Consider the following 12,668-nt stretch of genomic DNA (forward strand, 5'->3'; position numbering starts at 1 on the left):
GTTAATTTTCTCCCTATATATTGAATTAAAATATCTAGTTTTCAAAGTTTTATGCAAAATAGTTCTTAAAATGTCAAAATCGGCTTAAGTGTTTTTCCGCTACCTGAATCGGATACCGCTTGATTAATCTCATTAAATGAGTAAAAATTGAAAAGTTTATCAAAAGGAAATTGCCCTTGTTTATACAGTTCGATTAATTTAGGAATGAACACTTGTGGTATACTGCTTCCTTGCAAGATGCCAGAAACCGATTTGGCGGACATAATCATGTCGTTAACATCAAGGTGCACATCGGTATTAGCCTTAGGTGCTCCGATAATTCCCACTTTTCCCATAAAGGTAACGGATTCAACAGCCTGACGGAGAACCGCTGGTACGCCAGTTGTTTCGATGGCAAAATCAACACCTGTTTTTGTAATGTTTTTTATTTCTTCAATGGCGTTTACTTCCTTGGAATTGATCACATGGGTGGCACCTAATTCTTTACCCAATTCTAGGCGATTATTGTGTATATCAACAATGATTCGTGTGGTGCAACCCGCAACCTTCGCTGCCATCAACGCGCTCATACCAACTGTTCCACTTCCAAAAATAACGATACTTGAACCTGCAGGTACCTGAAAGGTATTAAGTACCGCTCCTGCACCAGTCTGAATGCCGCATCCAAGAGGGGCAAGCAAACGTAAATCTACATCTTTGTCAACCTTCACCAGATTTCGTTCGTTCACAATAGCATAAGTACCAAAGGATGATTGACCAAAGAAATGGGCAAGATGCTGTCCGTTTTGATGAAGACGATATGTTCCATCCTCCATTGCACCCTCGAAATTCAATTCAGCCATTCTTTCACATGCATATAAATGTCCGGTAAGACAATTTTCACAGCGACCGCAGGAAGAATAAGACATGACCACATGATCGCCTACCTGAACATTTTTTACGCCTTCACCTACTTGTTTGATGATTCCAGCACCTTCATGACCCAATACCGCTGGAAGAGGGTTTCCTAAATTTTGTTTAGACGCAGAAATATCTGTATGGCAAATTCCAGTTGCTACTAGCTGAACGAGTACCTCACCAACTTTAGGCTGATCGTCTAGCTCAACATTTTCAATTTGAAATTCTGTATCTTTCTCGTGAGTTACGGCTGCAGTAATTTTCATTAAATTTCCTCCTAGATATGTTTGAAACAATCTTATTTTGAAAATCTTCATATCGAATTATTCATTGTTATCTGTAAACCACAGAATAGATAACTCGTATTGGTTCTATTTGATAAAGAATGTTACCAAAAAGTTCGTAAATATCTGTTACGTTTAATTTTTCCCCTGTTATTCTTTGATGAATTCTTTTGTACTTCTCACTGTATCAATTGGGCGAACTAATTTTTCTATTTCTGCACGTTTAGGCTCTAAGAATGGAGGTAAAGATAATTTTTCCCCCAGTGTTTCATATGGTTCGTCTCCCATAAAACCAGGACCATCTGTAGCGAACTCAAATAAAATTTGCGGTGCCACTCTTGCGTATAATGACTCAAAAAAGTGACGATTTACATAACCGGATGTATGGAATCCAAAACTACTCATCCGTTCAATCCATTCTTCTAAAACAGAGCGATCCTCTACACGGAATGCTGCATGGTGAACAGTCCCAAAACCTTGTTGAGATTCAGGAAGAACGGCATTATATTCTACAATGACTGAGGCACCATTCCCGCCTTCCCCCACTTCAAATAAATGGAATGCACCTTCTTTATCTGTCTCTTTAAATAATAGGACTTTTTCCATCATTTCTTTAAAGTAACCAAAGTTCGCAATACGGATAAAAATAGGTCCTAAACCAGTAATTGCATATTCCAGCGGAATTGGACCTTTTTGCCATGGTGCGCCAGATTCCACCCCTTTATTGAATTCATCTGAAATCAATTGATATTGCTGATCGTCAAAATCATTGAAAGAGAGGCTTTTCTTGCCAAATTGCTCTTTAATTCCGGTATGTTTGACTTCTAAACGATCAAAACGTTTTACCCAATAGTTTAATGCTTGATCACTGGGTACACGGAAAGAAGTCTTTGAAATCTCGTTAGTACCATGTACGCCTTTCGGAATGCCGGGGAAGTCGAAAAAGGTCATATCTGTGCCTGCGCTGCCCTTATCATCTGCAAAGAATAAATGATAGGTTTGAATATCATCTTGATTTACCGTTTTTTTTACTAAACGCATACCTAAAACATAGGTAAAAAATTCATAGTTCTTTTCTGCACTACTTGTAATAGCTGTTACATGGTGTATTCCTTTTAGATAGTTCATTATATATCCCTCCAAGATTTATTTTAGGGTCTTAACGGTTAAAAGCTCTCGTAAAAGACCATATTTATTAGAATAAAAATGCATCTAAAGCATATTGACCAGGACCAATTAAAGCAATACCAATAGCTACTGAAAGCAAAGTTAAGTTGTATTCATATCCATTAGCTGTTGACCATAATCCATTCTGTGCATGAACCTTAATGATCGCCATTAACATAGTCCCTGCAATCAAAATTCCTGCTAGTGGTGTTAAGAGTCCTAAAGCAAACAAAAGTCCCCCTATAAGTTCTGCTAACCCTGCGAAAAGAGCCATCGTTACTCCTGGTTTCATCCCAATGGATTCAAACCAGCCTCCTGTACCTTTTAAACCATAACCTCCGAACCAACCAAATAATTTTTGTGCACCGTGACCTACAAAAAGTAAACCAACTACCAACCGAATAATTAATAAACCAATATTTATCATCTTAAAATCCTCCTAGAAATTTTTATCTCGATTTCGAGATATTTTTTAAAAAAAATGTACATTTAAACTTTATTTTTTTCTTTTTTTAAAAGCTGTACCAATGTCTCTGCCTCATTATATTTTAATGAATCAATCCAACAAACTCATGATTTTTCAGCATGATATCGTTCATCATTATCTCCATCAGGTTAATCTAACGTGTTAAGCAGCCCTTTTTAACTCTTTAGAATCTATTTGTAAAATCAATTGCCTAACTGAAAATAACTTACTTCCATTGATTGCAAGATAAACTGTTATTGCTAAGAATGCCAAATCTAACTCATATCCAGCCATTTGACCATTTCCCAATAAACCAACAGAAAGTTTAACTTTTAGTGTTGCACCAATCATTAGTAATGCAAACAAAGCAGATACGGGTCTAGTTGCCAATCCAATGATTAATGCTACACCGCCAATGATTTCAATCAATGCAACTCCATATGCCATAAATCCTGGTAATCCAATACTTTCAAACCAACCGACAATATTTTCAATTCCACCTTGAAACTTTACAATTCCGTGAATTAGAAATAATGCCCCTAATGTTATTCGTAAAATGAGTGCTCCGATTTCGTTCTTTAACAACATTTTCTGTTCCTCCAAAATTTAATTATTTATTTGATATCCCTAGATTCGAGATATTTTAGAATAAAAATGCATCTAAAGCATATTTACCAGGACCGATCATAGCTATACCAATAGCTACTGCAAGCAAAGTTAAGTTGTATTCATATCCGTTAGCTGTTGACCATAATCCATTCGGCGCATGAACCTTAATGATCGCCATTAACATTGTTCCAGCAATTAAGATTCCTGCTAGTGGTGTCAAGAGTCCTAAAGCAAATAATAGTCCTCCAATAAGTTCTGCTAATCCTGCGAAAAGAGCCATGGTTACCCCTGGTTTCATGCCAATAGATTCAAACCATCCACCGGTTCCTTTCAATCCATAACCACCGAACCAACCAAATAATTTTTGAGATCCGTGACCCACGAAAAGCAAACCAACTACCAAACGAATGATTAATAAACCAATATTTATCATCTTAAAATCCTCCTAAATGTTGTTTATCTCGATTTCGAGATATTTTATTAAAAAAAATTCAAAGTTTAAACTTTATTCCTTACTTTTTTCAAAAGCTGCACCAGTGTCTCTGCCTCATCAGAATCTAATGTTTCAAACATTTGATTAACAAACTCATGATATTTCGGCATGATATCATTCATCAATTCATTTCCATCATCCGTTAATGTCACATGTACCACCCGGCGGTCATCTGGACAGGCATTTCTGCATAATAAACCTCTTTGTTCTAGCTTATCTATAACATAGGTCATCGAACCACTTGAGACCAATATGCAATTTCCAATTTGTTGAATTGTTTGTTTCCCTTTTTGATAAAGTACCTCTAAAACAGAAAATTCCGTGATACCAAGCTTGTTTTTTGTCATTTCTTCCTTTATTCGATCGTGAATGGCTTTAGATGTTTGCATTAATATCAGAAAAGGCAAATTATTGCATTTCCCCTCCATTAAGTTCACCTCCTCAAAAATCTCAAATTATATTATCTCGATTTGCATTATCTCGAATATGAGATAATAATAATACTTATAATTTTTCTTGTCAATAACCTCTTTATTTATTATTTATTTTTGATTCAAATTTTGCATTTCCTTATTGATCTAAACTGCCCCTATAGTTACATAAGCAATTACCTTATAAAAAAACCAACACAAGCGTTAATCCTTTTTAACCTTAAATATGATAATAAAGAAAACGTCTAACCCCTTATAAAATGATTACCAAAAAAATCATTGGCTTGTAATACCTGCTTTTTTCCATGCTGCTTAGACAGACTCAGGAATAACTAAATACATACATATAAGTATATAATCCTTAAATAAAAGGGAATCCTCCTAAGTCCTACCTTATTCTTTGCAGCTAAACTGTTCATGAAACCCCCTCCTTATTTAATAAAAAAAGCCCTCGAAAAGACTACAGGTTGTACAAAGTACAATTCTATAGAATTCTTGGAGACTCCCCATTTTTATTTTTACTTGTATTTTTATAATAATCAAATGCTAAGTAGAGGTAAAGGTATTTTACCAGTATTATAATCTAATAATCTAACAAACTATCAAAAATTCTTAATTTCCGTTAGCTGAGTCATCTGTGTTTTTTGATTCGTCGGTTGAATTCTTTCTTTCTGTTATGTATTGTTCTTGTATCTCGTCATATCGTCTTTTAAACTCAATATAATAACTTTCTGCGGGTGAGTCATTCCCAGTTAAATATAAATGTATATCCTTATATAAATTTTTCAATGAATTTGTTGAAAATATTTCCTGTTGTACTCTCTTATCGTAACCAGTATATGCATCCCAGCTATTTACTGCCGTTAATATTCCACTAAAAATAATGGCAATCCATTTACCTAATTCATTTAGAAACGTTAATCCAAGTACGATAGTTATGAGTGCTGACAGAGCTATTGTTGTTATTTTTGTATATCTTGCCTTATTTCTGAGATTATTACCTGTACTTGAAGAGGCAATCATATCAATTTGGATAATTTTATAAAGCTCTTGTAATTTTAGTTTTACTTCTTCTGAATTCATTTTTTATTTCCACCATTATTTTTTTATAAAGCCGTTAATATAAAACATCGTTTCTTCAAAAGACTGTGAAATAATAGTTCCAGTAGAAGTTTTATTTAATTCAGATAATACATCTAAACCTACAGCAATATCGTCCCCTTCATCTTTGTTTGTATTATTTCCGGTCATTGATGAAGGGGACATTTCCTTTAAATAAGGCATCATCTCCTCCAATGTACTATATGTTGAATTTGGATCGTAACTTTGTTCAGGATAATTATTATTTACAATAAAATAAACTTTTATAAAAGACTTTATATCATGATACTCATAAGGTTTCTCACATTCTTCGCAGATAAAGCTACTAGAGCTGATATTATTTAAATCTACAAACTCGTCTTTGGTGAAGAAGTTTCTATGCCCACATAACATACTAGAACACTCAAAAAAATAAACAATATCTAAAGGTTTATCTTCTCCTGTCAAAAATAAGAAAAACTTTATTGAGTCATTTACTGGTATACTATTCTCATTTGCAAACTTGTAAGGGCTTAGATATTTCCTATTACGATGATTTTGTTGAGAAACGTATTTGTAAAAATTATCTAATAAATACGCTGGGAAGAAGTTATGCATTGTTGTTTCACGATATGTGCTCCGCAATCTTTCGTATAACAAACTCATCCTTCTCCTTTCGAGCATTACGCATTTTATAATAATAATGTACGATTATTGTATCATTTCTTGCAATTATTTTCACATCTACAAACTCAGTAGTTCCTGGTATTTTCCAATGAAAACCAGCTTCATGCATAGTTTCTTCGCCATAAATTAATTCTTTTAGCTGCCAGTAAGTTTTGGAACTATATATTGGACCTCTTTCTTCATGTTTTGAGGTAGCTCTCGTATGATCGCCTTCCCGGAAGTCAAATCTAAATATCCATCCTTTTTTAAAAAGGGAAGGATTGATAGACTTAGCTATATCTTGATAAATCACAGCTTTAATTTGCTCTAAATACTCATCTTTTACTACACTTATTCCCATTGTATTTAAGAATTTTTTAATTTTCTCTTCAGTTCCTTCTAATATTCTAGAATTTAACAATGCCTCTGCTTCTGAACTTAATTCCTGATACAACTTAAATATGACCCTACTGGCAGTATCTTCATCTAAAGAACTAACTTTTAACTTTATTGGTTTAAAGTCATTTCCAGCTGCCCCATATCCAGATAACATATCTTTTATTTCCTTCAGTAATACTAGAGGTTCTTTTTCAAATAATTCAAGCTGTCGGAATGGCATTCTTATAACTACTAAGTTATTCTCTAGATCAATAGTTATTCCCGTGAAGAAGTTTATATCCCCCAGATTCTCTTTTACGGTTCCTAACCTCACTAACAAGTGAATTGCAATTACTTTATCAGATTTACATTCCAATCTTGTAGTGCATAATTCATACTTGCTAGAAAAATTTATCACTGTGGTTAAAGTCTCGTTAAACTTTAAAGATGAATTAGATTGTAAGTATTTTTGTGCGTCTGATTGTTTAGTCATATTTGTAGCAAAACAGTTGCTTAATTTAAGTATAAATTCATAATTATTATTATCATAAAATAGTTTTTCAAATAAAAAATCGCTAATTTCTTGTTCTATAAATGCACCATTAGGACTACTTATTTCTTCTGTTATAACTGTTAAGAACTTTTCATATCTATCTCCTAAAGGATCAGCTTGTGTCCTTACGGACCTTCCTTTAACTTCTTTCTCCTTAAAAAAATCTGCTAAATCACCAATAAAAATATTTTTCAATGTTTCTACTGTAAACAATTAGATCTCCCCCATAATACTAAACAGTTCATATAACTATCATAATGTTACAAAATAGTTGAAATAGCAACAAAAAAATGGAATTTTTAATCCGTCTTATGAACAAATACTACATTTTTTTACATAATAGTTTTTTTTTGAAAAATATATAATAGCAAGTAAATGGGTACAGTCAAAAGATATTTGGGCGTTAATGAACCAAATTGAAGGAAAGTATTGTCTTTACTGCAATAGGAAACCAATATCTTAAAGCGGAAACCTTTCGCTTTATGACAGCATAATGGTTTTGTGGAATATTTATATTACTGTTGCCCTTCTTTGTAGACTTAGATAAGAAAAATAGGATTTATTTAAACTAATACCAGTAGATAGAACTCTTGAAAGAGAGTGTTTTACCTTTCAGTACCATCTTCAACTAAACTCCACTATGCATAGTAAGTGATGCTTTTCTCTTATTTAAGGAACACACATTTAGTTTAATTAAGACACCTAAATAGAAAATTTAATAAGATAATGCTATCAACAAGTTTTATTCATAAGAAAAATATTAGGGATATAACTTTCTCACACTAATTTACTCAATAATAATTGAGACCTATGCTGAACCCCTTTATAACTGTGTTTAGCTTTCACCACTGTAATACCTTGACTTTCAATGTTTCTCAAAGACTTACTCGTCCAAGTCCCACTATCATTCACAAGATTTATGAGCAATCGATTTAAAATAGGTCTCCATTCACGAGTTATAGATGATGATATAATTAACATTGACAGGGAACGACTTTCCCGTTCAATTTCTATAATGTTGAATTGTTTTCCATTCCCCAAATATATTTGAGCAATTACATAACGTCTCTTTGTGACATGATCACTCAATTTTGTAAAACTACGTTCACCTTGACCATCAGGCAACACATCCATAATTACATGTATTGTTTCTATTAGGGGATATTGTTCAAGTACTTTTAGAACATTAATAAAATCTTGCAGCTCTCCTTGTGCCTGAATTTCATGTAGCATCTGATGCTCTAATCCTCGTACAAGTTGTTGACCACCACTATCCGCGGTAGATCGAATAGAATCATGATCAATGTAGTATTTCTTTGTGTTTTCATCTTCCATCTTTCTTTGCTTGGAAGAACTACCTTTAATACGTTCAATCCTAGGAACTAATGTATATTCATGTTTTAACTGATTCATTTGCACGAGATCAAAGTTTTCTGTAGAACCATCTAATTGTTCATCTAATATAAAGCCCTCGTCATCACCCTGTTTATTTATAGAACGATAAGTGTATTTCTTTGCCTCATTGGATTTCTCTTGATCGTGTATTTCTGGATGTGAAATCGAAATATGTTCGTATGGAATATCTTTATTTTTCACATTAATAATTTGTAATACTGTACACGTGTTATTCTTCTCCTTTACCCGAGCTGTCAATGTAATCGGTTGTGTAAAGCTCCATTCGAACTTCAAAGTCCTTTCCTGTAGCCAAGTAAATGCTATATTTTCATATATCCGTCGTATATCACGGTTTGTTAGCAACCACACCAATTGATAAATGAAGGTTGGCTTTGTGTATTTCAATTCATATTGCGATGAAAAGCGTAGATGAATTTTGTTAGTTTCGTATGTTTCTGTGAAAAACTGAGGAAATGAATTTGATTCGAACAAGCGATATAGAAGAAAACCATTTGGTGCTAATATGCTACGCAATACTTCAATAACTGGTAAACTAACATTCTTCCCATTAGAAGAAAACACAAAACTACGTGAAGTCGCTGGATCGCTATTTCCTTGAATTGACCAAGGGCGTTCATGATATTTAACTTTATTAGGATAAATAGTCAGATCTATCTCTTGTACACCTTCCGGGGCTTTACTGGCTGTCATAATGCCATCAGCATAAAAATGTTGGATTGCTAGGCATGGCAATGTACCCCAATCCATTAATATACTTTCTGTACGTCCTTGTGAGCGAAAATAGGCTTTAATCATCATTTTATTTTCATATCGGAATGGTTCACCAATCCATATTAGCTGTGCCTTTTCACCTTTAGCATATGGCCAAGCAATTTTAACCTGTTGTTTATTCATAACTTATCACTTCCTGTTTGTACGTAAATATTCTTCTAAATAAGGTTTTATTTCGTGAAAATGCTGTGACTTAACAGCCCCAATACGCTGTACTTTCCATAATACAACTGGTTCTTGCCTCTGTAATATTCGATCAATAATTTTACAACAACGCCTGATTTGGAATTGCTGAGTAGTCTCAGAATTTTTAGATAGAAGTTTTTTAGTCTGGGGGAGCTTATCAAGATGTTTCTCCAAGTTTGATAATATCCCAAGTCGTTTTCCAATTTTCGAAATTGTAATTCGAACAGGTTTATCTAGGTCTATTAACTCCTTGCAAAGCTTCTCTACTTCAGAGCAGTATTGTCGATCCCTTGTGGCCCAATCGATAATTGCTAGGTTATTCTTCTTAACCTGAATTATTGGTAACTGTTCAAGTAGCCATTCTTTATCGTGACGATACAAGTACATATATTCTTTTGGGAAACACTTACGGATTTGTGTTCTTGAATAACTTGGGTATTGCCGAATCCCTTTTAATAATTGTTTTCTATAAATCAGCAACTTTGAAGAACTATCGTTTCCTGATATTCCTTCTATTTTTTTCTCAGAAGAAAGATATTTTTTAACCGTTTTTGAATCTACACCAAGCATTTTAGCTAATGTTCTTGTACTGTAAGTCCCTTTGGATTCCAATTCATATAATTTAACCTTCCAGACATCTCCAAGCACTTTTATACGTCCAATACGATATTTATCTTCTGGTAATCTATCAGGGCCTTTTCTAGAGTAAGTAAAACCGCAAGAGCATTTAAACGTACCAATTGGTGCTTTTGACTTAAAGTCTCTTGTAATTTTAACTTCTGGAATTAAAAATTCCTTATAATGATTAGCTGCTTTATTTAAACATGGCCATGGTCCACTACCGAAAGGGCCTTTGTCAGCTTCAACTTGCAAAAAGGAATCGACATCCTGTTCTAAGAAATAAAGCATAAGCAAATGACGAAAAGGATGTACATGACGTTTTAGATTGCGTGTAATGACCTTCAGCCAATTATACTCAACATCAACATCGATTTCTGATTCATACTTAACTAAGAATCCTTTTGGGAATTTTAATTGAAATGCTTTGTATAGCTCATTTTGCCGGATTCGATTAGAAGTTGTTATTAAATTTCTCTCTCGTAAAAGAGAACGATATTTAAGATTAATTAATTCTCTGGAAAACTGATTAATTGGAATTTGCAGCATTTTATAAGCTGTCTTGGCTAAAGCAATTTGAATGGCTTTAAAATCTGTAGGTATAACCTCATGAAACACCGAAAAATTCATTAATCTATTATCAAATCGAATAAACTCAATACGACTTGCTTTTGAAAAATCGATAGGGTACTTTCGTAATTTTATCTCATGATGAGCACAATAAATAATCCCTTGTAGTTGGTGTTCCCGATGGATATACGGTTCTCCATATTGAGCAAGATCATTAGTTGCACATTCTGGACAATAATAAAGTCCGTCCTTTTTACAAATACCTCCTGCAACCATTCCAAGCCTTGTATAAAGTCCTTTTCCGTCTCTTTGCACATTTTTTTGTTGAAGCTCTTTCTGGCGTAGCTTAGAAAGAAACGGAGCATAGTATGGATAAATAGTATGCTTTGCTAATAAGCCTTCAACAGAATAGTTGGAGCCTAGTTGTTCTTCTAGTATAGAAAAATGACTTCCTATCTCTACACTTGGAATCACAGAATAGCTTTGGAATATTTCTTTCAGCGTGTCCCTAAAATCAATATTACCACTGTAAAAATGATAGCGAGCAATCGCTGAATATATTAATTCATCTGGATATGGATTCATAAAGAACGGTAACACCAAAATCCTCCTAGTTATAACCGACTTATTTCTATCATGTCGATTAAACTAGGTTTTTAGACTCCTCATGACTTATATTTTACTTTAATAGAAAGCTTGTAACGGATTCTTGATATATCCATTTTCCTTCAATAACTCATATGTATGTTTCTTATTTTTAATTGCAGTTGATCTCAATGTTATCAATGGCAATAATTCTCCCTTTTTCATCCTAGGTTCTTTATTCATTTTCTTATTTTGATTTAATGTAATAGCTTGTTGAATTGAATCTGTTTTTAATACATTTAAATCTGTATCAACCGGGTTATTTTCAACAATTTTAATTACAATTCGCTTAATATCACTCAATTCCAGATTATCAAAAATACCGAGCGACGCTACCTCCACCGTTAAACTTTCTATCGTATCCTGTCGCTTATATCCCAAAGTATTTTGTCGTTCTTTCATCGCCTCTTTAATTTTGCCTTCATACTCTGAATTTTGCTTATGGTTAATCATTAGATCGTCTAGATTAATCATAATATCCTCGTATTTATACATTGCTTTTAAATCATTTTTACGAATTGCATGGAGCATTGGTTGGATAATTCTCATATCCTCTTGTGCTGTCTTCTTCAGAACACGTGGAGTAATACTTTCTTCCTCATTTGATTCATCAAATAAAGCTCGTTCTTGAGCTAAAATAAACAGGTTCACAGCAACCGAAGTTATACCCTGACATTCTTCGTAGAAGGTTTTTTTCACTAATTCTGTAAGATCCGATCTTGTTTTAAGACATTGTAACTCCCATAATGTTTCTAAAAAGAACTCCCATTCCTCACTGTCCTCAGTCATACGATCCCAAATGATTGCTCCATCACTCGCTGCACGACGAGCTTGTCGGAAGTTTCCTTTAAATAGTTGCTGTGCCTTTGAAGTACCAATCAATACTGTAGGAATTCCAACCGTATTTGATAACGTAACGAAGAAATTCAACATCTCCTCTTGATCATTTTTAGAATGTAGAAGGTGTTGGATCTCATCGATGACTAACACACCAATACCATACATACTAGCTAATGAAGTCATATGCAAAAGCATTGTTGATGTAACACGATTTAAATAGCCGTACTTCTCTAAATACCTTGTACCAAGTAGATTATCAATTGCTTTAAAAAAGCTTTTACAAAGTGTCGATAAACTACCATCATAAGGGCAATCAATTTTCAGCCAAACAATTTGTGTACGGTTAAAAGGCTGTCCTACATACGACTCGTGTTTAATGACTTGTGGATACATTAGCAACAAGCGTTCAATCGCAGTTGTTTTACCGATACCAGAGATACCGATAATGGATAAACTATCTGCTGTAGAACGAATATAATTCAGGCGCTCATCAATGTATTTATGAGCTTCTTCCTCATCCTCTCTTAACTGGTGTAATACTCGAATACGTTCTAAAAATGTTTTATCTAAAGGATTTCGAGCTAAGTAACCTCTTCGA

The 12,668-nt window shown here is 33.7% G+C and carries 12 protein-coding genes; all 12 read right to left on the minus strand.

Going from position 1 to position 12,668, the window contains the following annotated elements; translation table 11 throughout:
• Positions 1-65: 65 nt before the first annotated feature.
• Positions 66-1,163 carry an NAD(P)-dependent alcohol dehydrogenase gene (locus AC5LWL_RS23160; protein ID WP_493436491.1) on the minus strand — a complete coding sequence of 366 codons (1,098 nt, stop codon included), beginning with the start codon at positions 1,161-1,163 and terminating at the stop codon, positions 66-68.
• 168 nt (positions 1,164-1,331) lie between these two features.
• Positions 1,332-2,309: a ring-cleaving dioxygenase gene (locus AC5LWL_RS23165; protein WP_493436492.1), complete on the minus strand. Its 978-nt coding sequence runs from the start codon at positions 2,307-2,309 to the stop codon at positions 1,332-1,334.
• Between the two features lie 67 nt (positions 2,310-2,376).
• Positions 2,377-2,775 (minus strand): DoxX family protein, encoded by a 399-nt coding sequence (locus AC5LWL_RS23170; protein WP_493436493.1) that lies wholly within the window; start codon positions 2,773-2,775, stop codon positions 2,377-2,379.
• A 201-nt stretch (positions 2,776-2,976) separates the two neighbouring features.
• Positions 2,977-3,402: a DoxX family protein gene (locus tag AC5LWL_RS23175; protein ID WP_493436494.1), complete on the minus strand. Its 426-nt coding sequence runs from the start codon at positions 3,400-3,402 to the stop codon at positions 2,977-2,979.
• A 55-nt stretch (positions 3,403-3,457) separates the two neighbouring features.
• Complete coding sequence (locus tag AC5LWL_RS23180; protein ID WP_493436495.1) at positions 3,458-3,856, minus strand: DoxX family protein; 399 nt, start codon at positions 3,854-3,856, stop codon at positions 3,458-3,460.
• A 65-nt stretch (positions 3,857-3,921) separates the two neighbouring features.
• Positions 3,922-4,344, minus strand: coding sequence for a MarR family winged helix-turn-helix transcriptional regulator (locus tag AC5LWL_RS23185; protein ID WP_493436496.1), 423 nt, complete (start codon positions 4,342-4,344; stop codon positions 3,922-3,924).
• Between the two features lie 615 nt (positions 4,345-4,959).
• Positions 4,960-5,430 (minus strand): SLATT domain-containing protein, encoded by a 471-nt coding sequence (locus AC5LWL_RS23190; RefSeq protein WP_493436497.1) that lies wholly within the window; start codon positions 5,428-5,430, stop codon positions 4,960-4,962.
• Between the two features lie 15 nt (positions 5,431-5,445).
• The gene (locus AC5LWL_RS23195; protein ID WP_493436498.1) at positions 5,446-6,087 is read right to left on the minus strand and encodes a hypothetical protein; all 642 of its coding nucleotides are present in this window, start codon (positions 6,085-6,087) and stop codon (positions 5,446-5,448) included.
• On the minus strand, positions 6,053-7,237 hold the full coding sequence (locus tag AC5LWL_RS23200) for a hypothetical protein (RefSeq protein ID WP_493436499.1): 1,185 nt from the start codon (positions 7,235-7,237) through the stop codon (positions 6,053-6,055). The genes AC5LWL_RS23195 and AC5LWL_RS23200 overlap by 35 nt, the downstream gene beginning before the upstream one ends.
• A gap of 564 nt (positions 7,238-7,801) precedes the next feature.
• Entirely contained in the window at positions 7,802-9,334 is a 1,533-nt protein-coding gene (locus AC5LWL_RS23205) for a Tn7-like element transposition protein TnsE (RefSeq protein WP_493436500.1), read from the minus strand.
• Between the two features lie 6 nt (positions 9,335-9,340).
• A complete protein-coding gene (locus AC5LWL_RS23210; RefSeq protein WP_493436501.1) occupies positions 9,341-11,185 on the minus strand; it encodes a TnsD family transposase in 1,845 nt (614 codons plus the stop codon).
• A gap of 84 nt (positions 11,186-11,269) precedes the next feature.
• On the minus strand, positions 11,270-12,668 hold a 1,399-nt coding region (locus AC5LWL_RS23215; protein WP_493436502.1), incomplete at its 5' end, for an ATP-binding protein.

It is taken from the genome of Niallia sp. WK069_GA_01, from assembly GCF_983173855.1.